This is a genomic window from Streptomyces cavernicola (assembly GCF_029968035.1).
Classification (GTDB): Bacteria; Actinomycetota; Actinomycetes; order Streptomycetales; family Streptomycetaceae; genus Streptomyces; species Streptomyces cavernicola.
Window position 1 is genome coordinate 33,583 of sequence record NZ_JASCIQ010000048.1, and the last position, 25,077, is coordinate 58,659.

Consider the following 25,077-nt stretch of genomic DNA (forward strand, 5'->3'; position numbering starts at 1 on the left):
GGTGTGCCGGGATCCGCCTCAGGCGAACGAGGGGAAGAAAATCTTCAACTCGCGCTCCGCGGACTCCTCCGAGTCCGAGGCGTGGATCAGGTTCTCGCGCACGATCGTGCCGAAGTCACCTCGGATCGAACCGGGCGCGGCGGCAATCGGGTCGGTCGGACCGGCGAGCGCGCGCACACCCTCGATGACCCGCTCGCCCTCGACGACCAGGGCGACGACCGGGCCGGAGGACATGAAGGCGACCAGCGGCTCGTAGAAGGGCTTGCCCTTGTGCTCGCCGTAGTGCTGCTCCAGCACGTCCTGGTCGAGCGTGCGCAGCTCCAGCGCACTGATGGTCCAGTCCGCCTTGCGCTCGATACGGCCGATGATCTCGCCGATCAGACCACGGCGTACGGCGTCGGGCTTGAGCAGGACGAGGGTGCGCTGGCTCACGGTGTCGGCTCCTTCAAAGTGCAAATACGGGAGAGCGGTACGCAGAGGCTACAGGGCCCCGAGCAGCACCGGTTACTCAGCGTCAGGCCCGCCGCAGGGCCCCTCGCACGCGAGATCGGGCCGGGGCCCTGCGGCCGGGTGGGCTACGCGGGGTCCGCGCTCGTCTTCTGCTCGGCGGCGAACCGTGCCTTGGCCTCGTCGACCTTGCGGCCGAAGTGGACCGAGCACCACCACAGGGCCGCGAAGGAGGCGCCGAGGAAGAACATCGTGGGCACCACGAAGCCGGAGAGGATCAGGCCGATCTGCAGGGCCCAACCGAGCTGCACGCCGCCGGGCCGCGTGACCATGCCGCAGAGCAGCACCGACACGGCCATGGCGATGCCGCAGACCGTCCAGACCGTGCCCATCGTCAGGTCCGGGTCCTTCATCGCGACGAGACCGGCGAAGCCGATGATGAAGAACTCGCCGATCAGCGTGGACGAACAGAGCACGCGCATGGAGTCAGCCCCTCCCCAGGAGCAGTCGGGCCTCGCCGACGGTGATGACGGAGCCGGTGACGAGGACACCGCCGCCGGCGTACTCCCCCTCCTCCTCGGCGAGGGTGATCGCCGCCTCGATGGCGTCGTCGAGACGCGGCTCCACCTGCACGCGCTCGTCCCCGAACACCTCGACGGCGACCGCCGCCAGGGCGTCCGCGTCCATCGCGCGGTGGCTGGAGTTCTGCGTGACCACGATCTCCGCGAAGATCGGCTCGAAGGCCTCCAGGAGTCCGCGTACGTCCTTGTCGTCGCTGGCGCCGACCACGCCGACGAGCCGGCTGAAGCCGAAGACCTCGCTGATCGCATCGGCCGTGACGCGGGCGCCGGCCGGGTTGTGCGCGGCGTCCAGGACGACCGTCGGCGACTTGCGGACGACCTCCAGGCGGCCGGGCGAGACGACGGAGGCGAAAGCCCGCCGGACCGCCTCGACGTCCAGAGGCTCGACGCGCTGCGCGCCGACGCCGAAGAACGCCTCGACCGCGGCGAGCGCCACCGCGGCGTTGTGCGCCTGGTGCGCGCCGTGCAGGGGCAGGAAGATCTGGTCGTACTCACCGCCGAGTCCGCGCAGCGTCACCAGCTGGCCGCCGACGGCGACCTCCCGGGAGACCACGCCGAACTCCATGCCCTCGCGGGCCACCGTGGCGTTGACCTCGACGGCCTTCTTCAGGAGCACCTGCGCGGCGTCCACCGGCTGCTGGGCCAGGATCACCGTGGCGTCCTGCTTGATGACGCCGGCCTTCTCACCGGCGATCTCGGCGGGCGTCTCGCCCAGGCGGTCCGTGTGGTCCAGGGAGATCGGGGTGATCACGGCGACGTCGGCGTCGATGACGTTCGTCGCGTCCCAGGTGCCGCCCATGCCGACCTCGACCACCGCGACGTCCACCGGGGCGTCCGCGAACGCGGCGTACGCCATGCCCGTGAGGACCTCGAAGAAGGACAGGCGGAAGTCCTGCTGCGCGTCGACCATCTCGACGTACGGCTTGATGTCCTGGTACGTCTCGATGAAGCGCTCGGCGGTCACCGGGGCGCCGTCCAGGCTGATGCGCTCGGTGATCGACTGGACGTGCGGCGAGGTGTAACGCCCCGTGCGCAGCTCGAAGGAGCCGAGCAGGGCCTCGATCATGCGGGCCGTGGACGTCTTGCCGTTGGTGCCGGTCAGGTGGATCGACGGGTACGCCCGCTGCGGGTCACCGAGGACGTCCATCAGGGCCTGGATACGGCTCACCGACGGGTCCAGCTTGGTCTCGCCCCAGCGGGTGGCCAGCTCGGCCTCCACCTCGCGCAGCGCGCGGTCCACCTCGGGGTCCTCGGGGCGGGCCGGGACCTCGGCCTGCGGCGGGGCCGCCTGGGCGCGCAGGGTGCGGCTGCCGGCCTCGATCACGGCGAGGTCGGGGTCTCGGTTGGTCTCTTCGTCGACGATGCCGTCGAAGGCGTCGGGCTCGCGCTCCTGCTCGTCGAAGTCGAAGGAGTCGGGTTCGCTGTCGTCGTTCGGGCCGCCGGCCGGGGGGAGGTCACTCACGCCGTCCAGTCTACGGAGCGGGTGTGACAGGACGTTCGCCCCGCCCGGTCGGGGACCTTCGGCCCCCCGCTCCCCGGCTTCGCCCGGCAAAATCGGCGATCACGGACATAGGCATCGACCTCGGCACCGCCGACACCCTCCTCCACGCCCGCGGCCGGGGCATCGCGCTCGACGAGCCCTCCGTGATCGCCGTACGCGAAGGCGGCCGCACCGCCCTCGCGGCGGGCGCGGAGCCCAAGGAGACCATCGGCCGCACACCCGGGTCGATCACCGCGATCCGCCCGCTGCGGGACGGCGTGATGGGCGACTTCGAGGCGGCCGAGGAGATGATCCGGCACTTCGTCCGCAAGGTCGTGCCGGGCCGCCGTACCCGTACCCGCATGGCGTCTGCGTGCCCGGCGGCGTCATCCCGGTCGAGCGACGGGCGATCGTGCAGGCCGCGCAGCGGGCCGGGGCGCGGGCCGTGCACCTGATCGAGGAGCCGATGGCCGCGGCGATCAGGGCCGGCCTGCCGGTGTCCGAGCCGCGCGGCTCGATGGTCGTGGACGTCGGCGGCGGCACCGCGGAGGTCGCCGTGATCACCGAGTTGGGGCGGTGGCGGGCGACCGGCGGGCGCACTCCTTCCCGGCCACGACCTGCGCCTCACCTCGGCCACGGGCATCCCGGTCACGGTCGCCGAGCACCCGCTGGACTCGGTGGCCCTGGGCTTCGGCAGATGCGTTGAGGACTTCGACGCGCTGCAGCGACTGCTGACGGCGGCCTGAACCCGGCACTCGCCTCCCACCGGGGCCCGGCCCGCAGCCTCCGGGAGCTCGTCCAGGTCCTGCCCGTACGCCTCACCGCGCGCCACCCGGCATGCATGCACCTCTGCCCCCACCGTGAGCAGTGCCAACTCCCGCCCCACGAAGCCGTGCACGCCCCAGCGGCCCCACCAGGTCCTGCTCGTTCGCGGCGAACCGCCCTGCGCGCGGGGCGCGTTCGCCCAGGGCTCGGTCCCACTGGACCGTTCCGGGGACCGGGTGCGGCGGTCACGGCGCGGTTTGCCGGGCCTGCCGGGCAGCGGGGGTGCAATCGGTGCATGTGGTACGCCCAGAACTCCGGCCGCAGAGTGCGGCAACTGCTCGGCGACGCCGCGGTCCTGCTGTGGACCGGGGTGTGGGCCGCGGCCGCGACGATCGTGTACCGGCTCGCGCAGCTGCTCACGCGCCCGGTGACCGCCCCCTCGGCGCACGGCCCCGGTTCGAGCGCAGGCTCGGGTGCCGGTCTCGGCCGCTTCGGCCGGTCCGCCGCCGAACTCCCCCTGGTCGGCGAGCGGTTGGACGCGGCGATGCGCGGGGTCGCGGGGGCCGGCGACCGGTTCGAGGGCGGCCGGGCCACCGTGGAGGTGCTCACCGCGGGCGGCGCCGTGCTCCTCTTCCTGCTGCCCGTCGGGCTCGTGCTGGCGCTGTGGCTGCCGCGCCGGCTCCGCTGGGTCCGGCAGGCGGCCGCCGCGTACGAGCTCGCCGCCTCCGAGGACGGCCGTGAACTCCTCGCCCTGCGTGCCCTGATGCGCCCGCTCGACGAACTGTCCCGTACGGCGCAGACCCTGCAGGACGCGTCCCCCGGCAGCCTCGCCGAGGGCTGGCGCGAGGGCGATCCGGAGACCCTGGACGCCCTGGCGGACGCGGAGTTGGTGCGGCTCGGCCTGCGCAGGGCCTGAGCCTCCCGCCGTACGCGCGAAGGCCCCGGAACCGTGGCGGTTCCGGGGCCTTCACATGACCTACGACCTACGGGTCACGCGGCGGGCAGCGCGTCCAGCTGGCCCTTGATGCGCTCGATGTCGGCCTCGGCCTTGGTGAGGCGGCCGCGGATCTTGTCCACGACGTGGTCGGGGGCCTTGGCCAGGAACGCCTCGTTGGTGAGCTTGGCGTTAGCGGCCGTGATCTCCTTCTCGGCCGCGGCCAGGTCCTTGGCGAGGCGCTTGCGCTCGGCGGCCACGTCGATCGTGCCGGAGAGGTCGAGCGCGACCGTGGCGCCCGAGACGGGCAGCGTCGCCGTGGCGGCGAAGCCCTCGCCCTCGGGCTGCAGGCGCAGCAGCTGGCGGATGGCCGCCTCGTGCGGCGCGAGCGCCGTGCCGTCGAGGGTGAGCCGGGCCGGGACCTTCTGGCCGGGCTGCAGGCCCTGGTCGGAACGGAACCGGCGGACCTCGGTGATGACCTGCTGGAGCGTCTCGATCTCCCGCTCGGCGGCCTCGTCCCGGAAGGTGCTGTCCTTCGGCCACTCGGCGATGACAAGCGACTCGTTGCCGGTGAGCGTGGTCCACAGGGTCTCCGTGACGAACGGGACGACCGGGTGGAGCAGCTTCAGCGTGACGTCGAGGACCTCGCCGAGGACGCGCTTGGTGTCCTCGGCGGCCTGGCCGCCCTCCTGGAACGTGGTCTTCGTCAACTCGACGTACCAGTCGAAGACTTCGTCCCAGGCGAAGTGGAACAGGGCGTCCGAGAGCTTCGCGAACTGGTAGTCCTCGTAGTACGCGTCCACCTCGGCGACGACCGAGTTGAGCCGCGACAGGATCCACCGGTCGGTCGCCGACAGGCGCTCGGCGGGCGGCAGTTCGCCCTCGACCGTGGCGCCGTTCATCAGCGCGAAGCGCGTGGCGTTCCAGATCTTGTTGGCGAAGTTCCGCGAGCCCTGGACCCAGTCCTCGCCGATCGGCACGTCCACGCCCGGGTTGGCGCCGCGGGCGAGCGTGAACCGCAGGGCGTCCGAGCCGTACTTGTCCATCCAGTCCAGCGGGTTGACCGCGTTGCCGAAGGACTTCGACATCTTCTTGCCGAACTGGTCGCGGACCATGCCGTGCAGCACGATCGTGTGGAACGGCGGGGTGCCGTCCATCGCGTACAGGCCGAACATCATCATCCGGGCGACCCAGAAGAACAGGATGTCGTACCCGGTGACCAGGACGGAGTTCGGATAGAACTTCTCGAGGCTCTCGGTCTGCTCGGGCCAGCCGAGCGTGGAGAACGGCCACAGGCCGGAGGAGAACCAGGTGTCCAGGACGTCGGAGTCCTGCGTCCAGCCCTCGCCCGTCGGCTCCTCGTCGTCCGGTCCGACGCAGACGACCTCGCCGTTCGGCCCGTACCAGACGGGGATGCGGTGGCCCCACCACAGCTGACGCGAGATGCACCAGTCGTGCAGGTTGTCGACCCAGTCGAAGTACCGCTTCTCCATCTCCTGCGGGTGGATCTTCACCTGGCCGTCGCGGACCGCGTCACCGGCGGCCTTGGCGAGCGGGCCGACCTTGACCCACCACTGCATGGACAGGCGCGGCTCGATCGTCGTCTTGCAGCGCGAGCAGTGGCCCACGGAGTGGGTGTACGGGCGCTTCTCGGCGACGATGCGGCCCTCGGCGCGCAGCGCGGCGACGATGGCGGAGCGGGCCTCCAGACGGTCGAGGCCCTGGAACGGGCCGTGCGCCGTGATGACGGCGTGCTCGTCCATGACCGCGATGTTCGGCAGGTTGTGGCGCTGGCCGATCTCGAAGTCGTTCGGGTCGTGGGCCGGCGTGACCTTGACGCAGCCCGTGCCGAACTCGGGGTCGACGTGCTCGTCCGCGACGACCGGGATGGAGCGGTCGGTCAGCGGCAGCTTGATCAGCTTGCCGACGAGGTGCTTGTACCGCTCGTCGTCCGGGTGGACGGCGATGGCGGTGTCACCCAGCATCGTCTCGGCGCGGGTCGTGGCGACGACGACGGTCTCGTCTCCGTCGCCGTACTTCAGGGAGACCAGCTCGCCGTCGTCGTCCTGGTACTCCACCTCGATGTCCGAGATGGCCGTCAGACAGCGCGGGCACCAGTTGATGATGCGCTCGGCGCGGTAGATCAGCTCGTCGTCGTACAGCTTCTTGAAGAGGGTCTTCACGGCCTGGGAGAGGCCCTCGTCCATGGTGAAGCGCTCGCGCTCCCAGTCGACGCCGTCGCCGAGGCGGCGCATCTGGCCGGAGATCTGGCCGCCGGACTCGCCCTTCCACTGCCAGACGCGCTCGACGAACGCCTCCCGGCCGAGGTCGTGGCGGGACTTGCCCTCCTTGGCGAGCTCGCGCTCCACGACGTTCTGCGTGGCGATGCCGGCGTGGTCCATGCCGGGCTGCCACAGCGTCTCGTACCCCTGCATGCGCTTACGGCGCGTCAACGCGTCGATCAGCGTGTGCTCGAAGGCGTGACCCAGGTGCAGGCTGCCCGTGACGTTCGGCGGGGGGATGACGACGGTGTACGGCGACTTCTCGCTCTTGGCGTCGGCGGCGAAGTAACCGCGGTCTACCCAGCGCTCGTACAACGGCCCCTCTACCTCGGCCGGAGCGTAGGTCTTCGGCAGTTCGGGCTCGGGGACGCTGCTGTTCTGATGCTGAGTGTTCTCGGTCACGACGCACAGTTTAGAGGCGTCACGGTCCCGTACCGAAACCAGATTCGTTGGTAACGGTGTGACCCCCGACGCCCCGCGCCGCGACGGCTTCGGTCAGGATGTTCGGAACGAATAAGTTCTGGAGGGGACTAAGGAATGAGCTACAACCAGCCGGGCCCGTACGGCGGCCAGCCTCAGCAGCCCGGACCCTACGGCCAGCAGCCGCAGGCGCCCCAGCCCGGCTACGGTTACCCGCAGCAGGCCCCCCAGGGCGTCCCGCCGCAGCAGCAGGGCTACCCGCAGCAGCAGCCCTACGGCGCCCCGCAGCAGCCGGGTCCGTACGGCCAGCAGCCGCAGGCCCCTTACGGCCAGGTTCCGCCCCCGCCGTCGGGCGGTGGCGGCAACAAGAAGGCCGGCATCATCGTGGCCGCGGTCGTGGCCCTCGCGGTCGTCGCGGGCGGCGTGTGGTTCTTCGCGTCGGACAGCAGCGGTGGCGGCGGCGGTGGCGGCGGCGTCGCCGCCGGTGACGGCAAGACGTACGAGCTGACGACGCCGGAGACGCTGCTCGGCGAGTACAAGAAGAAGGCCGGCACCGACGCCGCCGGCGGTCAGATCCGCGACGCCGAGAAGTGGGGCCTGAAGAACGGCAAGGAGGTCGGCTCGCAGTACACGGCCGGCAGCGGGATGTCGCAGAAGCTCATCCAGTTCAACGGCGCCTACGGCGAGATCGACGACCCCGAGGCGCTCCTGGACGCCGCCTTCGCCGGCATGAAGCAGGAGGCGGAGAACAACCCGTCCGGGGGCGGTCAGCCGGTCGGCGAGCCGCAGGACATGAGCCCGAGCGGGTTCGAGGACGGCGTCATGCGGTGCCAGGAGATGGAGGTCGACCTCGGCGCCAGCATGGGCGGCGAGTCCAGCGGCAAGCCGATGAAGATGCCGATGTGCCTGTGGGCCGACAACAGCACCTTCGCCCTGGTCATCCCGCAGAACACGGACTCCATCCTGAAGGGTGAGAGCATCCCCGTCGACGAGGCGGCCTCCATCACGGCCAAGGTCCGTGACGAGGTCCGCGTCGAGGCCAAGTGACGCTCGTACGGCGCTGATTGACGCGAAGGGGCCCGGCCGGAGTGATCCGGCCGGGCCCCTTTCGCGTACGTGCTCTGCCGCGTCGGCTACGCGCTCTTCTCGTGCCGCCCGTCGTTCTTGCCCACGATGCGCGGGACGAGCGTCGGGTTGACGTTGGAGTGGACGACGTCCGGGGTGATGACGACGCGGGCCACATCCTTGCGGGACGGGACTTCGTACATCACCGACTGGAGGACCTCCTCCATGATGGCGCGCAGGCCGCGGGCGCCGGTCTGGCGCAGGATCGCCTGGTCGGCGATGGCCTCCAGGGCCTCGCGCTCGAAGTCCAGCTCCACGCCGTCGAGTTCGAACAGCCGCTGGTACTGCTTCACCAGGGCGTTGCGCGGCTCGACAAGGATCTGCAGCAGGGCCTCGCGGTCCAGGTTGTGCACGGACGTGATGACCGGGAGGCGGCCGATGAACTCGGGGATCATTCCGAACTTCACCAGGTCCTCGGGCATGACGTCCTCGAACTGGTCCTTCTCCTCCAGCTCCCGCTTGGAGTGGATCGTCGCGCCGAAGCCGATGCCCTTGGCGCCCGCCCGGCCCTCGATGATCTTCTCCAGACCGGCGAAGGCGCCGCCCACGATGAACAGCACGTTCGTCGTGTCGATCTGGATGAACTCCTGATGCGGGTGCTTACGGCCGCCCTGCGGCGGGACGGAGGCGGTGGTGCCCTCCAGGATCTTGAGCAGCGCCTGCTGCACGCCCTCGCCGGAGACGTCACGCGTGATCGACGGGTTCTCGCTCTTGCGAGCCACCTTGTCGATCTCGTCGATGTAGATGATGCCGGTCTCGGCCTTCTTGACGTCGTAGTCCGCGGCCTGGATCAGCTTCAGGAGGATGTTCTCGACGTCCTCGCCGACATAGCCGGCCTCGGTGAGCGCCGTGGCGTCCGCGATCGCGAACGGGACGTTCAGCATCCGGGCCAGGGTCTGGGCGAGGAGGGTCTTGCCCGAGCCCGTGGGGCCGAGCAGGAGGATGTTGGACTTCGCCAACTCGATGGCGTCGTCCCGCCCTTGGGCCCCGCCGTTCTCACCGGCCTGAACCCGCTTGTAGTGGTTGTACACCGCGACCGAGAGGGCCTTCTTGGCCGCTTCCTGACCTACGACGTAACCCTCGAGGAACTCGTAGATCTCGCGAGGCTTGGGGAGTTCTTCCCACCGCACCTCGCTGGTCTCCGCCAGCTCTTCCTCGATGATCTCGTTGCAGAGGTCGATGCACTCGTCGCAGATGTACACACCGGGGCCTGCGATGAGCTTCTTGACCTGCTTCTGACTCTTTCCGCAGAACGAGCACTTGAGCAGATCGCCGCCGTCACCGATGCGTGCCACGAGGTGCTTCCCCTTCGCCTGGGAGACGCCCGTGACGGACGGCTCCTGGTGCCTCATATCCGACGGTACCTTGCCGGGCCCCCCGTTCGGGCCCCCCTTGGCGCGGTTCGCTTCTTCCGCGAACCGCGCCAAGAGGCAGCAGATACTGCTGTGCTCGGGTCAGGCGACCGACGAGTTGTTCATCTTGCGCGTCGAGATGATCTGGTCGATCAGCCCGTACGAGAGCGCGTCCTCGGCCGTGAGGATCTTGTCGCGCTCGATGTCGTCGCGGATCTTGTCGATCGGCGTCGTGGAGTGCTTGGCCAGCATCTCCTCCAGCTGCGAACGCATCCGGAGGATTTCGTTGGCGGCGATCTCCAGGTCGGAGACCTGACCGCGGCCGGTCTCGCTGTACGGCTGGTGGATCAGCACGCGGGCGTTGGGCAGCGCCATGCGCTTGCCGGGCGTACCGGCGGCGAGCAGGACCGCGGCGGCCGAGGCGGCCTGGCCCATGCAGACCGTCTGGATGTCCGGCTTCACGAACTGCATCGTGTCGTAGATCGCCGTGAGCGCCGTGAAGGAGCCGCCGGGGCTGTTGATGTAGACCGAGATGTCGCGGTCCGGGTCCATCGACTCCAGGCACAGGAGCTGCGCCATGACGTCGTTGGCGGAGGCGTCGTCGATCTGCACGCCGAGGAAGATCACGCGCTCCTCGAAGAGCTTCGCGTACGGGTCGTACTCACGCACGCCCTGCGAGGTGCGCTCGACGAAGCGCGGGATCACGTAGCGGGACTCGGCGCTCGGGCCGGTGTACTGTCCGGCGGCCTGCTCGGCGCGCACGCGGTCGTAGAGGCCGCTGCCGGGGAAGTCGTTCACTGGGGTCTCCTGAAGTGAGCTAAGACGGCTGAGGCTGGACGGGGCTCAGGCCCCGGTGCCGCCGCCGCCCGGCACGCCGGCGGCCGTGTGCATGATGTCGTCGATGAGGCCGTACTCCTTGGCCTCCTGCGGGTCGAACCAGCGGTCGCGGTCCGAGTCGCGGGTCACCTGCTCGACGGTCTGGCCGGTGTGGAAGGCCGTCAGATCGGCCATCTTCTTCTTGGTCAGCAGCAGCCGCTCGGCGTGGATCTTGATGTCCGACGCGGAGCCGGCGAGGCCCGCGGACGGCTGGTGGATCAGGATCTCGGCGTTCGGCAGGGCGAAGCGCTTGCCGGGGGTGCCCGCGCTGAGCAGGAACTGACCCATGGAAGCGGCCATGCCCATGGCGATCGTCACGACGTCGTTCTTGATGTACTGCATGGTGTCGTAGATGGCCATGCCGGCCGTGATCGAGCCGCCGGGGCTGTTGATGTAAAGGAAGATGTCCTTGTCCGGGTCGGCGGCCAGGAGCAGCAGCTGCGCGGTGATCTTGTTGGCAATGTCGTCGTCGACCGGCTGACCGAGGAAGATGATCCGCTCGTTGAGCAGCCGGTTGTAGACCTGGTCGCCGAGGCCACCACCGATGGAAGGCTCGCCGGCGGCGGAGGGCATCAGATTCGTCACGTATCCACCTGCTCGTCTTGCGACGGCGCCGGGCCGTCTCACGTCTTCTGCGGGCCAGGAGCCTCTTTCGGGGACTCCCCTGCCCTCGTAGTTATGGACCCTAACGCGCGGGTCCCTCCGGGGAATCCCGCAGAGGGAACTGTTCGCTGTGAGCGCAGGTTCGCCCCCTCCAGGGGCGCGGGGAACTGCGCGAGCGACCCGCGACGGGCCGCAGCCGCCGTAGGACATTCCGTGGCAGACGCGTCTGCGGCTCGTGGGGGCTGAGCGCGCCCACCCGGCGGAGCCGCAGATGTCACAGCCCCGCGCCCCTGACAGGGACGCCTGAGCCCCCGGAACCCGACAGGTTCCGGGGGCTCAGTACCGCTCTAAGCCGAGCGCAGCGTCACGCCTCAGACTTGTCCTCGTCCGTGCCCTCGGCTGCCTCGACGACCTCCGTGGCGGCCTCGGTCTCGTCCTCGTCCGAGAGGTCGACGACCTCACCGTTCGTGTCCTTGACGGTGGCGGCCTCGACGACGACGGCCAGCGCCTTGCCGCGGGCGACCTCGCCGACCAGCATCGGGACCTGGCCGCCCTCGACGACGGCCTGGGCGAACTGGTCGGGGGACATGCCGGAGGAGGCAGCGCGGCGCATGAGGTGCTCGGTGAGCTCCTCCTGGCTGACGTTCAGCTTCTCCTTGTTGACGAGCTCGTCCAGGACGAACTGCGTCTTGATGCCCTTGACGGCCTGCTCGCGGGTCTCCTCGTCGAACTCCTCGGCCGACTTGCCCTGGATCTCCAGGTACTTGGCGAGGTCGAGGCCCATCTGGCCGAGCTGGTGGTGCTCGAGGTTGTGCTTACGGGTCTGGACCTCGTCCGCGAGCAGCTTCTCGGGGACGGGGACCTCGACCAGCTCGAGCAGCTTCTCCAGGACGCGCTCCTGGGCCTGCGTGGCCTGGTCGTACTGCTTCATGTTCTCGAGGCGCTTGCGGCTGTCGGCCTTGAGCTCGTCCAGCGTGTCGAACTCGGAGGCCAGCTGCGCGAACTCGTCGTCCAGCTCCGGCAGTTCGCGCGCGGCGACCTGCGAGACCTTGACGGTGACCTCGGCGTCCTTGCCCTCGGCGGAGCCGCCCTTGAGCTGCGAGGTGAAGGTGGCCTCGCCGCCGGCCTCGAGACCGGTGACGGCCTCGTCGATGCCGTCGAGGAGCTCGCCGGAGCCGATGGTGTACGAGACACCGCTCGCGACGCCGTCCTCCAGGACCTCGCCGTCGACCTTGGCCTCCAGGTCGATGGTCAGGACGTCGCCCTCGGCGGCGGCGCGCTCGACCGGGGAGGTCGAGGCGAAGCGCTCACGGAGCTGCTCCACGGACTTCTCGACGTCCTCGTCGGTGACCTCGACCGCGTCGACCTCGACCTCGATGCCGGAGTAGTCCGGGATCTCGACCGTGGGGCGGACGTCGACCTCGGCGGTGAAGTTCAGCGTCTCGCCGTCCTTCAGCTCCGTGATGTCGACCTCGGGCTGGCCGAGGACGTTGAGCTCGGCCTCGTTGACCGCCTCGGTGTAGAACTTCGGAAGCGCGTCGTTGACGGCCTCTTCCAGAACCGCACCGCGGCCGAAGCGCTGGTCGATGACGCGCGCAGGGATCTTGCCCTTACGGAAGCCCTTCACCGTGACCTGCTGGTTGATCTTCTTGTACGCCGCGTCGAGGCTGTCCTTGAGCTCCTCGAAGGGCACCTCGACAGTGAGCCGAACCCGGGTCGGGTTCAGGGTCTCCACGGCGCTCTTCACGGTTCGGTCTCCTTGGTGGCTGACTTCTGGGGTTCTGCCTCGACCGATCCCCGCCGCGACTGGGCGGTGGAGAGGGCTTCAGCGGATTGGGTCGCCCGGGAGAACTTCATCAGACGTGAGACACACGGGCGCGCAGCTTGCATAGTAACCGCAGCAGGTACGCGCCCCAAAAGGCGATCTTGGCGGACCGCGGCGAGCGGCGCCCGAACCCGTACGACAGCGGAGAACCACCGGGCTCCGTGGCGGACCACGGTACGTCAGAAATGCCGCAGACGCCGAGGGAATCAGTGCTGGTCGGGGTGGCGGGATTTGAACCCACGGCCTTCCGCTCCCAAAGCGGACGCGCTACCAAGCTGCGCCACACCCCGTCGGTGCGACACGTAGGGTACATGCCCGCCGAGCATGCGGCTCCCGCATTGTTCATGGGGGTTCGGCGAGGGGTTCGCAAGGGATTCGCGGGGGTGCGGGAGGAGAGTTCGGGGCGGGCCGTGAGCGGTTCCGCGGGGGGCCTCTCCATGAGGGGGTGTGCGCCACAGGGGGCCGACCCGCTACGATGCTCTTCGTGCCGCGGTCGGTGTGACCTGCGGTGCGGTGCTTGCGGGCGTAGCTCAATGGTAGAGCCCTAGTCTTCCAAACTAGCTACGCGGGTTCGATTCCCGTCGCCCGCTCTGTGGCCTCCGGCCCGGTTCCGCTGCACGCGCGAGCGTGCGAGACGGAACCGGGCCGGAGGCTTTTCTGCGTGAGCGCGCGGGTGCAAGGGCGGCGCGTGGGTGTGCCGCGCACGCGGGCGCTGTGCGCGGGTGCCGTGCTTCCTGCCGTCAGAGCTTCCCCGCCGTCAGAACTGGATGGAGTTGATGGTCTCCGCTATCGAGTTCAGGAAGCGCTGGATGTCGTCGGCCATGCCGGTCGAGGCCAGGAAGAAGCCGAAGAGTGCGGCGACGACCGCCGGCCCGGCTTTGAGTGCGCCTCCACGGATCATCACTACAAGAATGATCGCCAACAGCAGCACCACAGACAGCGAAATCGCCACACTGATCACACCCTAGGTCGGTCCGCACTCCCGCTCGGAGGCACGCACCCCGCACGCCCCCGCCAGAACCATCGTGCCACCAACGGGCCCTGGCTATGCGGCGGGTGACACATCGTTGGCCAATGACGCGCACGTCCTTACGGCCTCGCGCGGCACCGGCGCACCACCGGGGCGCACGCGCGCGGCTGTGGCACCTGGGGCGCGACCGCCGGGCGCGTGCGCCGTGGCCTGAATTCGACCCGCGTACGCGCCCTGGATTTCGGCTTGATCGTTTCCCTGTGCGTCCGGGATGCAGGCGGACGTGACGGGTGACGTGTATCGCAGTTGCGGGCGTCGGGTGCGGTGTTCACGGGTAATTCGAATTGTCGGAGCGGCCACACCCGCCTCGAATGATCCACGGGTGCGCAAGTGTGTACGTGAGTACGTCGACCGCGAGTTCAACTTCTCGGATCGGTACGGGGGTTGAGGGAATCGCGTATTTGAAGCGGGACATTTCATCGGCAGTCGCCTGCGGGCGTTATGCCCGATGAATCCGGATGAGCGAGGACACAACGGGCGTTCATTCAGGCCGCATTGGTGAGATGGATCGCTTGGTCGGCTTCGTCACTCCGACCGTATCGGGCGTATGAGGGGAGTGCGGGGGCGGGGTGCGGCGGGCGGGGCGCGGGTGGCGGAAGAGGCCTGGGCGGGCAGCGTACGACGTGCATACGTACTACGTAAGGGCCTTGTATGCGCGCGATATGTGAAGCCTATGAAGTCCCTATGCATGGAGGCCCGGGGCTCGTATGCGGCAGGGCATGTACGGGTACTCGGACAGGCATAAGCGGATATCGCTCCGGTAGTCCGGAGAGGGTTTTACGAAAACACTCATCCGCCGCTAGGGTGCCTCAGATGTTCCACGCTGCCTCCTCCACCCCCGAAAGCGCAGTGCGGTCACGGATCGACTCCCCGAGTACGTGGCGGGAGGGCCTGTGACGAATTCGCTGCGCCCGGGTGGCCACCAGAGAAACCCGCTGCCCCCGGTCCGGGAACAGTCGTCCGCTGTGCCGACTCCACGGCCGTCGCAGGGCGGAACGGACGCTTCGGCCGAGGCGGGCGCGCAGAGCGCTCCCGGCGCGAAGCCCGCGAAACAGCGTGACGCCTTCTTCGACAACGCGAAGTACCTGGCGATCGTGCTGGTCGCGATGGGGCACTCGTGGGAGCCGTTGACGGACGGAAGCCGCGCCGCCGAGGCGCTGTACATGACCGTCTACACATTCCACATGCCGGCCTTCATCCTGATCTCCGGCTATTTCTCGCGCAGTTTCGACATGCGCGCGGACCGGCTCAAGCGGCTGGTCACGGGCGTGCTCGTGCCGTTCGTGATCTTCGAGGTCGCGTACACCTTCTTCAAGAGGTGGGCGGACGACGATCCGACGCAGCCGATCAGCCTGCTCGACCCCTGGTATCTCACCTGGTTCCTGGCCGCGCTGTTCGTCTGGCGGATGACCACTCCGCTGTGGAAGCTGGTGCGCTGGCCGATTCCGCTGTCGATCGCGATCGCGGTGCTCGCCTCGATCTCGCCCGACATCGGCGACGACCTCGATCTGCAGCGCGTCCTGCAGTTCCTGCCTTTCTTTGTCATCGGCCTGTTCATGAAGCCGGAGCACTTCCAGCTCGCGCGGCGTCGTGAGGTCAAGCTGCTTTCCATTCCGGTCTTCGCTTGCGCACTGCTGCTCGCGTACTGGGCGGGGCCGCGGATGACGTCGGCGTGGTTCTACCACCGGGACAGCGCGCAGGAGTTGGGCGCGCCGTGGTGGAGCGGTGTCGTGATGACGCTCGCGCTGCTCGGGTGCTCGCTGGTCCTCGTGGCGTGCTTCTTCGCCTGGGTGCCCAAGCGGAAGATGTGGTTCACGGTGCTTGGCGCAGGCACGCTGTACGGCTACCTGCTGCATGGCTTCCTCGCGAAGGGGTCCCGTTTCTGGGGCTGGTTCGACGAGTACGAGTGGCTGCACAAGCCGCTCGGTGAGGTTTTCGTGACCGTGGTCGCGGCTGCGGTCGTCACTGCGCTGTGCACGCCGCCTGTGCAGCGGGCGTTCCGCTTTGCGATGGAGCCGAAGATGGAGTGGGCGTTCAAGCGGGACGCCGCGGCGATCGCGCGGCATCGGCGCTGACGCCGGAGGGCTGCATTCAGCGGCGGAGTGAGAGGGACAGGGCCTCCGCCGCTATGTGTGTGACCGCCTCGCGGGTGGCGTGGGCGAGGAGTTCCGTGTTGATCTCGCCGCCGGCCGCGAGGTGACGGTCGTACGGGAGCAGGTGGACGGTCGCGCCGGTGGCGCGGAGTTTCTGGACGGCCTTGTCGATGTCGAGGCCTCCGTGCGGGACCGCCTCCGTGAGGACGACGACCGTGCCCGCGACGACCTGCCGGGGCAGGCCCGCCATCCACTGCAGTACGGAGTGGGTGCTGGCCACGCCCTCGAACGTGGCGGGGGCCACCAGGACCCGGGAGTGCGCGGCGGAGAGCGCGGTGCGGGCCACCTCTGCGGGCAGCGTCTCGCAGTCCACGACGGTCACCCCGAAGTAGCGGCGCAGCGCCACCATGGCCTTCTCGTACGCCTTGGTGTCGATCATCGCGCCGACCTCGCCCTTGCTGCCGGGCAACAGCCAGGCGTTGTCGGGGAGTTGGACGAGATAACCGGTGACGTCGAGCAGGGACATGGACGGTTCGAGCATCTCGGCGAGGTCCCGGACCGTCCAGCGCAGCGAGGGCGCGCCGAGTCGGAACGGCAGCGTGCCGAGCGCCGGGTCGGCCTCTACGAGGAGCACCGGGTCGTGGCGGTAGTGCGCGTACGTCCGGCCGAGCAGTGCCGAGACGGTGGACTTGCCGGCGCCGCCGCGGATCGACGTGACGGCGATCTGGCGTCCGGTGGCCACTGGCTGCTGCAGCGTCTCGGCGGTACGCGAGGCCTCGGCGACCTCGCGCGCGGCCGACGAGGAGACAGTGCGGCGCACGGCGCGCAGGGCGCGGCCGACGAGCGGTTCGCCGTGGCGCGGCTTGCGGCGGGTCCCGGCGAGCGAGTCGTCCACGACCGGCAGCGAGCTGAACGTGCCGCGCACGGGGGCGGACCCGGGCGGGGCGTACGGGGACTGGGGCGGTGCAGGTGCTGCTGGTGCCTGTGTCGGGGCCTGCACCGGGGCCTGCGTCGGGGCCTGGGGCTGGGGCTGGGGCTGGGGTGGCGCCGGGGCCTGCGGCGGCTGGGCGGCCGGGAGCGGCGGCGCGGCCGAGGCGTCCGGGGCTGAGGACGGCAGCGGCACGGACGGCACCGGTACGGACGGGATGACCGCCGTCACCTCACCCTGAGCCGGAGCGGCCTGGACGGGCGGCAGCGGCGCGGACGCCGGCACAGCCGACGGCACCGGAGCAGGAGCAGGAGCTGGAACCTGGGCAGGGGCAGGGGCCGGAGCAGAGACAGGCGCCGGGGCCGGGGCCGGAGCAGCGGCAGGGGCAGCAGCCGCAGCAGGAACCGCAGCAGGAACCGTAGTGGGGGCGGGAGTTGGCGCCGGAGCAGGTGGCGGGGCCGGCTCGGCGAAGTCGTCGAGTACGGGGCGGGCCGCGGTGTCCGACCGGTCCGCCGGCTTCGCCAGGGACGGTCCGGGCACGCCCCCACCGCGTACCGCGGCCGTGCCCGGGGCCGTGGTCTGCTCGGGCCGGTCCTGGTCTCCGTTCGGCATCATGTCCCTCTCCCCTGCTGCCCGTTCAGGATCCGCCGAGCAGGTGCGCGTACACACCGAAGACTCCGACCGTGAGCGGCAACAGGCCGACCACTCCGATCGATTCGACCAGGTCGGCCGCGCGCCGCAGCCGCTGCGCGAGTGGCGGCGCGGGCTGCAGGACGAGGGCGAACAGGGGCAGGGCCGCGGCCAGGCCGAGCAGCAGGAGCGGCCCGGGGCCGTCCGTCTCGCGCAGCCAGAGCACGGCGAGCCGTACGACGAGGACCGCGGCGGCCGCGAACACCGCGACGACCTCGACGGCCAGCGGGAACGCGCGGGCCCTGGCGAGCAGGACCACGGCGGTGACCGCGGTGGCCAGGACCGTCCACGGCGTGGGCGCGACCGAGGTGAGCAGCCAGCCCGCGGCCGCCGCCGAGCCCGCCGTGAGGACGGTGGCGACGACGAGGCCGCGGTGGGTGTCGGCGAGCGCGTCGGCGACGTGGTGGCGGCTGACCGAACTGCCCGCCGAGCGGCGGTCGTCGATGGCCGTCAGGCCGGTGGCGCGCAGCGCGACCCGGGGCAGCAGGCCGAGCAGCACGACCGAGGCGAGCGCGAGCAGGGCGCCGAGGCGGGCCGGTTCGGCGTCGACGGCGAGCGCGGCCAGTTCCCACAGCGCCGTGAGCGCCGCGGTGGCGCCCGCGCCGACGAGACCGGCCCGCGCGAACGGCGTGCGGAGTCCGAGGAGCAGCAGGCCGAGCGCGACGGCGACCGCGGTGACGGCGAGCCGGGCCGCGCCGGGCAGTGCGTGCGCGTCGGCCAGGGTCCAGGCCCCGGCCGCGGCGAGCAGGGCGGCGATGAGCAGCAGTACGGCGGCGAGCCCGCGATTGCCACGGCCGGCGACAGCGGCCCCTGCCCCTGCCTCTGCACCTGTCCCTGCCCCGGTGCGCGCGGTGAGCGCGCCCGCCGCGGCGAGGACGAGGGCGGCGCCGAGCAGCCCGTACGCCACCGGGGCCGCCGGGTACGCGGCGCGGGCGAACAGGGTCGTCACGGCGGCCAGGAGGAGGCTCGCGGCGGCGGCGACCGGGCGGCGCGCGGCGGGCCGCCAGCGCCAGGTCCGCAGGTCGAGGCGGCCGGACGGCTCCGGCGTCGACGCGGGCGCGTGCGCCTGCGCTCGCGCCGGCGTGCCCGAGGACGTCAGCCCGGGTGCGCCGCCCGACGTGTCCACCCCGCCCACCACGTTCACCACGCGCGGGAACCTATCATCGCCAACCCCTTTGACCTGCTGGGCAGTTGAGCCCTTGCGCCGTTCGTCATGCGTCGTCCCCGAGTCCGAGGAGCGCGCGCATGTCGGCGTACTTGCGCGTGAGCCTCGCCCTGGTCGGCTCGTCCAGGACGGCGAGCCTGGCCGGATCGGCATTGTGCGCGAGATCGGCGGTTTTGACGAGGGCGGCGCCGGGCGTCGCGAGGATGCGGTCGGCGTAGGCCCGCGGCGTCTCGCCGCTGCGCTTGGTGAGGGCCAGGACGATGTCCTTCGTACGGGCCGACAGCGGGGCGTCGGCCAGCCACTGCTCGGTGAGGGCTGCGTCCTCGATCGCGTCGTGCAGCCAGGCCGCGGCGATCTGTTCCGCGTCGCCGCCGCGGGCGCGCACTCCGTGGGCGACGGCCGCCAGGTGCTCGGCGTAGGGGCGGCCCGCCTTGTCGGTCTGCGCGGCGTGCGCCTCGCGGGCGAGGGCCTCGACCTCGGCCAGGCTCAGCCGTCGCTGCTGCCGCTCCATCCCGCGCCCCCTTCCGCGCAGTCCGGCTGCGCGTCCCTGCCCGGCATTCTCCCGTACGCGGCCGACGGGCCCGGCACCGGTCCCTCGGTTTCCGCTGCCCCGGGGACTGTCCGAGTCCTTTGGTAATCTAAGTATTGACGCGTTCTTGACGCTCCCTTTGCCTGCGGAGGGAGCGTCACGCATGCGGCACCGACCGCGCACGACCCGACTCGGAGGTACGGCCCATCGGACACGCAGACACCTTGATCGCCATGGGCGGGGCTTTCCTCGCCGCCGCAGTCCTCGCCCGCCTCGGGGGCCGGATCGGACTGCCCACCATCCCGCTCTTCATCCTGGCCGGGATCCTCCTCGGCCCGCACACGCCCGGCGTCGTGCTGCTCTCCGACCCGCACGAGCTGGAGATGCTCTCGGCACTCGGCCTGGTGCTGCTGCTCTTCTACCTGGGCCTCGAGTTCCACCTGGACGACCTCAAAGCGGGCGGCCGCAAGATGGCCCTCGCCGGCGGGACGTATCTCGTGCTGAACGTCGGCGCGGGCCTGGGCTTCGGATTCGCCCTCGGCTGGGGCACCTCCGAGGCGCTGGTCCTCGCCGGGGTGCTCGGCATCTCGTCGTCGGCGATCGTCACCAAAGTCCTGGTGGACACGGGCCGGCTCGGCAACCCCGAGACCAAGCCGATCCTCGGGATCATCGTGGTCGAGGACGTGTTCCTCGCCCTCTATCTGGCCGCGCTCCAGCCCATCCTGTCCGGCGCCGACAGCCTCTCCTCGGCCCTGCTCGACGGCGGCAAGGCCTTCGGCTTCCTGCTCCTGCTCGCGCTCGCCGCGCGGTTCGGCACGAAGCTGGTCGGCCGGCTCATCCACACCCCGGACGACGAGCTGCTCGTCATCTCCTTCCTCGGCGCGGCCGTGTTCCTGGCCGGCGTCTCCGAGTGGTTCGGGGTCGCGGACGCGATCGGCGCTTTCATGGTCGGCCTGATGCTCGGCTCCACGAGTTCGGGCGAGCGCATACGGAAGCTGGTCCACCCCTTGCGGGACGCCTTCGGCGCGATCTTCTTCTTCGCCTTCGGCCTCTCCATCGACCCGGGAGACCTGCCGGTGGTGCTGTGGCCGGTCCTCGCCGCGGTCGCGCTGACCCTCCTCATGAACGTCCTCGCGGGCCTCGCCGCTGCGAAGGTGTACGACTTCGGGGCCGGGCCCGCGGCGAACATCTCCACGACGCTGCTCGCGCGCGGGGAGTTCGCGCTGATCCTCGCCACGATGGCCGCTGCCGCGGGCTTGGACGAGCGGCTGTCTCCGTTCATCGCGGGGTACGTGTTGCTGCTTGCCGTTCTCGGGCCCCTTGCGGCGGGGCGGTCGCCTGGCCGGCGGGGGGTTCCTGTGGGGTTGCCCGAAGGGCGGGTCGGCGCCGGGGTGTGAGTCTCTGATCGCCGTGGGGGGTGCGGTTTCGTCGCCGGGTGCGGGCCGGTGGTCCGTCCTCGCGCAGTTCCCCGCGCCCCTGAAGGCGTGCGGCTGCGCCGCTGCCTTCTCGGGGAGAGCGCGGCGAAGCCGCAAGCTCTCAGGGGCGCGGGGAACTGCGCGACCGGCCCACGACGGCCCGCACCCGGCGACGAAACCGCACCCCGCAGACGGGACCCCGCCTACGCGTCCCGACAGATCAGCAACAGCGCCCGGTCGTCGTTGACGTCCTTCGCCACCGCCTCGATGAGGTGCCACGCCGCCCCGTGGAAGCCGCCGGCGACATAGCGGTCGGCCTCGCCGGTGAGTCGGTCGATGCCCTCGGAGAGATCCCGGTCGGACGTCTCCACCAGGCCGTCGGTGAACAGCATCAGTACGTCGCCGGGGCGCAGGCACCCCTTCACCGGGTCGAACTGCGCCCCGTCGTACACCCCGAGGAGCGGGCCCTCGGCGGACTTCTCCTCCCAGCGGCCCGTGCCGGCGTGCAGCTGGACGGCGGGCGGGTGGCCCGCGGAGAGCAGCTCGTAGTCCCCGGAGTCCAGGTCGAGGGCGAGGTGGATGGAGGTCGCGAAGCCCTCGTCCCAGTCCTGGCGGAGCAGATAGCCGTTGGCGGCGGGCAGGAACGCGTGCGGTGGCAGCGAGCCGAGCAGCCCGCCGAAGGCGCCGGAGAGCAGCAGTGCACGGGAGCCGGCGTCCATGCCCTTGCCGGAGACGTCGGTGAGGACGACCTCCAACGTACGGCCGCCGCTGGTGCGCGCGGCCACCACGAAGTCGCCGGAGAACGACTGCCCGCCGGCCGGCCGCAGCGCCATCTCGCGGTGCCAACCGGGCGGCAGCTGGGGCAGCTTGCTCTGGGTCTTGATGCGCTCGCGCAGGTCGAACAGCATCGTGCCGCCGCGCCGCCACGGCACCCCGACCCGGCTGCGGAACTGCGCCAGGACGAGCCCGAAGAACCCGCAGGCCGCGATGGTCAGGACGATGCCGGGCGTGACCCGCGAGGGCCCTTCGGTGTACGGGCCGAGCTGCACCGACTCGACGATCAGGGCGACGGCGGCCGTCGCGTACAGGCCGAGCAGGCTGGCCGGGCGGAGCAGCAGCCCGCCCGCGACGATCGGCACGACGAGCAGGGCGGGCGAGATCCACACCGGCATGGCGAGCGTGCCGACGGCGATCACCGGGATGGTCAGGAGCAGCCCGACCAGGGCGATCCAGTCGGAGCCGTCGCCGCGGAAGTAGTCGACACCGGATTTGCGCAGGCCGATGCGGGCCCGGTGCAGACGCTTGCGCAGCCGGGCCGGGAACGTCTCCGCTGCCGCGCGCCGCTCGGGGTCGCGGCCGCTCCTATGTCGTAGGGCCATTGCTCGCGGACTCTATACAGGCTCGGCTCGGATGCGCACGGGTGGCCCCGGTTGTCCCTCGGTCGAGCGGGCGGCGGAACCCGCGCGTGACGGTCGAAAATGCCTCGCTCCCGGCGCGAGGGCGTTGATAGGCATGGGCCCATGACGACTGAGGTGCGTGTGCTGCAGCCCGACGACTGGGACCGCTGGTTCAGTAACCTGGAGCTCGCCTTCGGCACGCGGGAGGCCGCGGAGGAGCGGGAGTTCGACCGTTCCGTGACCGAGTGCGAGCGGTCCATCGGCGTCTGGGACGGCGGCGAGGTGGTGGGCACGGCGGGTGCGTTCTCGTTCCGCCTCTCCGTGCCGGGCGGCGCCCTGGTCCCCGCGGCCGGCGTCACCATGGTGAGCGTCGCGCCCACGCACCGGCGGCGCGGCCTGCTCACGTCGATGATGCGCCGTCAGCTCGACGACGTACGCGCCCTCGGCGAACCCCTGGCCGTGCTCACCGCGTCCGAGCCCGCGATCTACGGCCGGTTCGGGTACGGCGCGGCCACGCAGCGGATGAGCGCGGAGATCCAGTCGGCCCGCGTGCGGCTCCAACTGCCGCCCGGCGCCGAGGAGATCGGGCTTCGGCTCGCCGACCCGGCGGCCGTGCTGCCGCGGTGCGAGGAGCTGTACGCGCGGCAGGTGCCGAAGCGGCCCGGCATGCTGGCGCGCCTGCCCGGCTGGGAGCGCAAGGGCGTCCTGGACCCGGCGGAGGAGCGCGGCGGCGGCACGGCGCTGCAGTGCGTACTCGCGGAGCGCGCGGGCGAGTTGGTGGGGTACGCCCGCTATCACGTGCAGCCCGAGTGGGTGGGGACCGTCCCGGAGGGCGCGGTGCGGCTGCGCGACCTGGAGGCCGAGGACCCGGCGGCGTACGCGGCGCTGTGGCAGTACCTCTTCGACCTGGACCTGACGTCGAAGGTGGTGCTGCGCAACCGGCCCGCGGACGACGCCTGGCAGCTCCTCGTCTCCGACATCCGGCGCTGCTCGGTGCGGGTCGAGGACGGTCTGTACGTACGCCCGGTCGACGTCGGCGCGGCCCTCGAAGCCCGGACGTACGCCACGGACGTGGACGTGGTCCTGGAGGTGACGGACGACTTCTGCCCCTGGAACACCGGCCGTTGGCGGCTCTCCGGCGGCCCGAAGGGCGCGGTCTGCGCACGCACCGACGACCCGGCCGAACTCACCCTGTCCGTACGGGAGTTGGGCGCCGCCTACCTCGGCGGGGTCTCGCTCGGCGCGCTCGCGGCGGCGGGCCGGGTGCGCGAGGAGCGGCGGGGCGCACTCGCCCAGGCCGCCACGGCCTTCGCCTCCCCGGTCGCACCGTGGCTGCCGCACGGGTTCTGAACTCGACGGGCCCGTACGGGGGTTGGGCCTAGCGCTGTTGGCAGCCCGGACACCAGAAGAGGTTGCGGGCGGCGAGATCGGCGGTGCGGATCTCGCCGCCACAGATGTGGCAGGGCTGGTTCGCCCTGCGGTAGACGTAGACCTCGCCGCCGTGGTCGTCGACGCGCGGCGGGCGGCCCATCGCCTCCGGGGTGTGCTCGGGGCGGACGGTGTCGATGCGGTTGAGCCGCACGCCCTCCCGCATGAGTCCGACGAGATCGTCCCAGATCGCGGCCCACTCGTCGTACGAGAGATCCCTGCCCAGGCGGTACGGATCGATGCCGTGCCGGAAGAGGACCTCCGCGCGGTAGACGTTGCCGACGCCGGCGATGACCTTCTGGTCCATGAGGAGCGCGGCGACCGTGGTGCGGGAGCGGGAGATCCGCTTCCACGCCTTGTCCGGGTCGTTCGTGACGCCGTCGACGGGGCGCAGCGGGTCGGGGCCGAGGCGCTCGTGTATCGCCTGCTTCTCGGCGTCCGTGATGAGCGCACAGGTCGTGGGCCCGCGCAGGTCCGCGTACGCGGTGGGGCCGACGAGGCGGAGGCGGACGGTGTCCGTGGGCGGCGGGGCCGGTACGTCGCCGAAGTTCAGCTTGCCGAAGAGGCCGAGGTGGATGTGGACGTGACCGGCGGGGCCGAAGCCGAGGAAGAGGTGTTTGCCGTGGGCGTCGGCGGTGTCCATCGCCTGGCGGTCGAGGAGGGCGGCGGCGTCGCTGAACTTGCCTTGCGGGCTGGTCGCCCGGAGCTTGTGGTCCAGGAAGCGGGCTCGGTGGTCCTCGGCGAGGCGGTGGATGGTGTGCCCCTCGGGCACGGCGGTCTCCTTACACGTTTCCTGTTACACGTTTCCTGTCCGGGTGCGGCTCCGGGGCACGGATTTGATCCCCTCCCGCCCCTTCCCGAAAGACTGCCGTCGGCACGGGGGCCAGCCCCCGGACCCCCGCTCCTCAAACGCCGGAGGGGCTGAATTTGGGCGACGATACGTGCCCCGATAGGGGCGCGGGGAACTGCGCGACCAGCCACGACGGCGCGGCAGTCGGAAAACGGCCGGGGGTCCGGGGCGGAGCCCCGGGACCGGTCGGGTTACGGCTGCTGCGGGTGGTGGGCCGGGATCGGGGGCAGCTCGCCCGTCGTCTCGTACGCCGACAGCATCTCGATGCGCCGCGTGTGGCGCTCCTCGTCGGAGTACGGGGTCGACAGGAAGATCTCCACGAACTTCGTCGCCTCGTCGAGGGTGTGCATCCGGCCGCCGATCGACACCACGTTGGCGTTGTTGTGCTCACGGCCGAGCGCGGCGGTCTGCTCGCTCCAGGCGAGGGCGCAGCGGACGCCCTTGACCTTGTTCGCGGCGATCTGCTCGCCGTTGCCGGAGCCGCCGATCACGATGCCGAGGGCCTCCGGGTCCGCGGCCGTCTTCTCGGCGGCGCGGAGGCAGAACGGCGGGTAGTCGTCCTGGGCGTCGTAGATGTGGGGACCGCAGTCCACGGGCTCGTGGCCGTGGGCCTTGAGCCACTCGACGAGGTGGTTCTTGAGTTCATAGCCGGCATGATCCGAGCCGAGGTACACGCGCATGCGTCTGAGTGTGGCACGGCGGGAGGCCCGCGGCTGCCCCGGGTCGGGGCCCGGCCCCATGCACGACAACGATCCGGAATCAAGTCTTCCGTATCTCGCGGTCAGAGGTTTGAATGCATGGGCTCGTAACCCGAGAACTTAAGGATTCGTCCATGACCTCGCAACCGTCCCTTGCGAAGCAA

General features: G+C 70.8%; 21 protein-coding genes, 2 tRNA genes and 1 pseudogene. 8 read left to right on the top strand and 16 right to left on the bottom strand.

The features are described 5' to 3' along the window. Nucleotides 1-18: 18 nt before the first annotated feature. The 3 genes from ndk to folC form a co-directional block, all read right to left on the bottom strand. Nucleotides 19-432 carry a nucleoside-diphosphate kinase gene (ndk, locus tag QIS96_RS32770; protein WP_282546462.1) on the bottom strand — a complete coding sequence of 138 codons (414 nt, stop codon included), beginning with the start codon at nt 430-432 and terminating at the stop codon, nt 19-21. Between the two features lie 143 nt (nt 433-575). Further along, the gene (locus QIS96_RS32775; RefSeq protein WP_282546463.1) at nt 576-929 is read right to left on the bottom strand and encodes a DUF4233 domain-containing protein; all 354 of its coding nucleotides are present in this window, start codon (nt 927-929) and stop codon (nt 576-578) included. Nucleotides 930-933: 4 nt separating this feature from the next. Continuing rightward, nucleotides 934-2,490 (bottom strand): bifunctional tetrahydrofolate synthase/dihydrofolate synthase, encoded by a 1,557-nt coding sequence (gene folC / locus QIS96_RS32780; protein ID WP_282546464.1) that lies wholly within the window; start codon nt 2,488-2,490, stop codon nt 934-936. A 98-nt stretch (nt 2,491-2,588) separates the two neighbouring features. On the opposite strand from folC, the pseudogene QIS96_RS32785 reads away from it, so the two are divergent. Both QIS96_RS32785 and QIS96_RS32790 read left to right on the top strand, forming a co-directional pair. Continuing rightward, a pseudogene (locus tag QIS96_RS32785) lies at nt 2,589-3,254 on the top strand (rod shape-determining protein). Nucleotides 3,255-3,568: 314 nt separating this feature from the next. Further along, nucleotides 3,569-4,189 (top strand): hypothetical protein, encoded by a 621-nt coding sequence (locus QIS96_RS32790; RefSeq protein WP_282546465.1) that lies wholly within the window; start codon nt 3,569-3,571, stop codon nt 4,187-4,189. 74 nt (nt 4,190-4,263) lie between these two features. On the opposite strand, the gene QIS96_RS32795 is transcribed toward QIS96_RS32790, so the two are convergent. After that, complete coding sequence (locus tag QIS96_RS32795; protein ID WP_282546466.1) at nt 4,264-6,891, bottom strand: valine--tRNA ligase; 2,628 nt, start codon at nt 6,889-6,891, stop codon at nt 4,264-4,266. Between the two features lie 135 nt (nt 6,892-7,026). On the opposite strand from QIS96_RS32795, the gene QIS96_RS32800 reads away from it, so the two are divergent. After that, nucleotides 7,027-7,956 (top strand): hypothetical protein, encoded by a 930-nt coding sequence (locus QIS96_RS32800; protein WP_282546467.1) that lies wholly within the window; start codon nt 7,027-7,029, stop codon nt 7,954-7,956. Between the two features lie 86 nt (nt 7,957-8,042). Here QIS96_RS32800 and clpX read toward each other — a convergent pair whose 3' ends face one another. The 5 genes from clpX to QIS96_RS32825 form a co-directional block, all read right to left on the bottom strand. Continuing rightward, entirely contained in the window at nt 8,043-9,329 is a 1,287-nt protein-coding gene (clpX, locus tag QIS96_RS32805; protein WP_282546480.1) for an ATP-dependent Clp protease ATP-binding subunit ClpX, read from the bottom strand. A 159-nt stretch (nt 9,330-9,488) separates the two neighbouring features. Continuing rightward, complete coding sequence (locus QIS96_RS32810) at nt 9,489-10,184, bottom strand: ATP-dependent Clp protease proteolytic subunit (RefSeq protein ID WP_282546468.1); 696 nt, start codon at nt 10,182-10,184, stop codon at nt 9,489-9,491. Between the two features lie 45 nt (nt 10,185-10,229). Then, nucleotides 10,230-10,835 carry an ATP-dependent Clp protease proteolytic subunit gene (locus QIS96_RS32815; protein ID WP_282546481.1) on the bottom strand — a complete coding sequence of 202 codons (606 nt, stop codon included), beginning with the start codon at nt 10,833-10,835 and terminating at the stop codon, nt 10,230-10,232. A gap of 394 nt (nt 10,836-11,229) precedes the next feature. After that, on the bottom strand, nt 11,230-12,612 hold the full coding sequence (tig, locus tag QIS96_RS32820; RefSeq protein ID WP_282546469.1) for a trigger factor: 1,383 nt from the start codon (nt 12,610-12,612) through the stop codon (nt 11,230-11,232). A 291-nt stretch (nt 12,613-12,903) separates the two neighbouring features. Next, a tRNA-Pro gene (locus QIS96_RS32825) sits at nt 12,904-12,980 on the bottom strand. 229 nt (nt 12,981-13,209) lie between these two features. On the opposite strand from QIS96_RS32825, the gene QIS96_RS32830 reads away from it, so the two are divergent. Continuing rightward, nucleotides 13,210-13,280, top strand: a tRNA-Gly gene (locus QIS96_RS32830). A gap of 167 nt (nt 13,281-13,447) precedes the next feature. Here the strand turns inward: QIS96_RS32830 and QIS96_RS32835 are convergent. Next, nucleotides 13,448-13,642 (bottom strand): hypothetical protein, encoded by a 195-nt coding sequence (locus tag QIS96_RS32835; protein ID WP_282546470.1) that lies wholly within the window; start codon nt 13,640-13,642, stop codon nt 13,448-13,450. A 971-nt stretch (nt 13,643-14,613) separates the two neighbouring features. Here QIS96_RS32835 and QIS96_RS32840 point away from each other — a divergent pair. After that, nucleotides 14,614-15,795, top strand: a complete 1,182-nt coding sequence (locus tag QIS96_RS32840) for an acyltransferase family protein (protein ID WP_282546471.1) — start codon at nt 14,614-14,616, stop codon at nt 15,793-15,795. A gap of 16 nt (nt 15,796-15,811) precedes the next feature. Here QIS96_RS32840 and QIS96_RS32845 read toward each other — a convergent pair whose 3' ends face one another. Continuing rightward, nucleotides 15,812-16,738 carry a MinD/ParA family ATP-binding protein gene (locus tag QIS96_RS32845; RefSeq protein ID WP_349017434.1) on the bottom strand — a complete coding sequence of 309 codons (927 nt, stop codon included), beginning with the start codon at nt 16,736-16,738 and terminating at the stop codon, nt 15,812-15,814. Between QIS96_RS32845 and QIS96_RS37775 the strand changes: the two genes are divergently transcribed. Beyond that, entirely contained in the window at nt 16,728-16,982 is a 255-nt protein-coding gene (locus QIS96_RS37775) for a hypothetical protein (RefSeq protein WP_349017436.1), read from the top strand. The genes QIS96_RS32845 and QIS96_RS37775 overlap by 11 nt on opposite strands. 396 nt (nt 16,983-17,378) lie before the next feature. Here QIS96_RS37775 and QIS96_RS32850 read toward each other — a convergent pair whose 3' ends face one another. Both QIS96_RS32850 and QIS96_RS32855 read right to left on the bottom strand, forming a co-directional pair. Beyond that, nucleotides 17,379-18,578: a type VII secretion integral membrane protein EccD gene (locus QIS96_RS32850; RefSeq protein WP_282546472.1), complete on the bottom strand. Its 1,200-nt coding sequence runs from the start codon at nt 18,576-18,578 to the stop codon at nt 17,379-17,381. 64 nt (nt 18,579-18,642) lie between these two features. Beyond that, nucleotides 18,643-19,107, bottom strand: coding sequence for an HD domain-containing protein (locus tag QIS96_RS32855; protein ID WP_282546473.1), 465 nt, complete (start codon nt 19,105-19,107; stop codon nt 18,643-18,645). A 251-nt stretch (nt 19,108-19,358) separates the two neighbouring features. On the opposite strand from QIS96_RS32855, the gene QIS96_RS32860 reads away from it, so the two are divergent. Continuing rightward, nucleotides 19,359-20,522, top strand: coding sequence for a cation:proton antiporter (locus tag QIS96_RS32860; protein ID WP_282546474.1), 1,164 nt, complete (start codon nt 19,359-19,361; stop codon nt 20,520-20,522). A 221-nt stretch (nt 20,523-20,743) separates the two neighbouring features. On the opposite strand, the gene QIS96_RS32865 is transcribed toward QIS96_RS32860, so the two are convergent. Further along, the gene (locus QIS96_RS32865; RefSeq protein WP_282546475.1) at nt 20,744-21,919 is read right to left on the bottom strand and encodes a PP2C family protein-serine/threonine phosphatase; all 1,176 of its coding nucleotides are present in this window, start codon (nt 21,917-21,919) and stop codon (nt 20,744-20,746) included. Nucleotides 21,920-22,060: 141 nt separating this feature from the next. Here QIS96_RS32865 and QIS96_RS32870 point away from each other — a divergent pair, with 141 nt between their 5' ends. After that, nucleotides 22,061-23,287, top strand: a complete 1,227-nt coding sequence (locus QIS96_RS32870; protein WP_282546476.1) for a GNAT family N-acetyltransferase — start codon at nt 22,061-22,063, stop codon at nt 23,285-23,287. Between the two features lie 28 nt (nt 23,288-23,315). On the opposite strand, the gene QIS96_RS32875 is transcribed toward QIS96_RS32870, so the two are convergent. Together QIS96_RS32875 and QIS96_RS32880 are read right to left on the bottom strand one after the other, a co-directional pair. Beyond that, nucleotides 23,316-24,137 (bottom strand): Fpg/Nei family DNA glycosylase, encoded by an 822-nt coding sequence (locus QIS96_RS32875; RefSeq protein ID WP_282546477.1) that lies wholly within the window; start codon nt 24,135-24,137, stop codon nt 23,316-23,318. A gap of 269 nt (nt 24,138-24,406) precedes the next feature. Then, nucleotides 24,407-24,895, bottom strand: a complete 489-nt coding sequence (locus QIS96_RS32880; RefSeq protein ID WP_282546478.1) for a ribose-5-phosphate isomerase — start codon at nt 24,893-24,895, stop codon at nt 24,407-24,409. Nucleotides 24,896-25,077 lie beyond the last annotated feature (182 nt).

Bases quoted from the DNA above. Each gene is read 5' to 3' on its own strand.
- QIS96_RS32775 (WP_282546463.1), bottom strand. From the start codon at position 929: ATGCGCGTGCTCTGTTCGTCCACGCTGATCGGCGAGTTCTTCATCATC.
- QIS96_RS32790 (WP_282546465.1), top strand. From the start codon at position 3,569: ATGTGGTACGCCCAGAACTCCGGCCGCAGAGTGCGGCAACTGCTCGGC.
- QIS96_RS32800 (WP_282546467.1), top strand. From the start codon at position 7,027: ATGAGCTACAACCAGCCGGGCCCGTACGGCGGCCAGCCTCAGCAGCCC.
- QIS96_RS32815 (WP_282546481.1), bottom strand. From the start codon at position 10,835: ATGCCCTCCGCCGCCGGCGAGCCTTCCATCGGTGGTGGCCTCGGCGAC.
- QIS96_RS32855 (WP_282546473.1), bottom strand. From the start codon at position 19,107: ATGGAGCGGCAGCAGCGACGGCTGAGCCTGGCCGAGGTCGAGGCCCTC.
- QIS96_RS32860 (WP_282546474.1), top strand. From the start codon at position 19,359: ATGGGCGGGGCTTTCCTCGCCGCCGCAGTCCTCGCCCGCCTCGGGGGC.
- QIS96_RS32865 (WP_282546475.1), bottom strand. From the start codon at position 21,919: ATGGCCCTACGACATAGGAGCGGCCGCGACCCCGAGCGGCGCGCGGCA.
- QIS96_RS32870 (WP_282546476.1), top strand. From the start codon at position 22,061: ATGACGACTGAGGTGCGTGTGCTGCAGCCCGACGACTGGGACCGCTGG.
- QIS96_RS32880 (WP_282546478.1), bottom strand. From the start codon at position 24,895: ATGCGCGTGTACCTCGGCTCGGATCATGCCGGCTATGAACTCAAGAAC.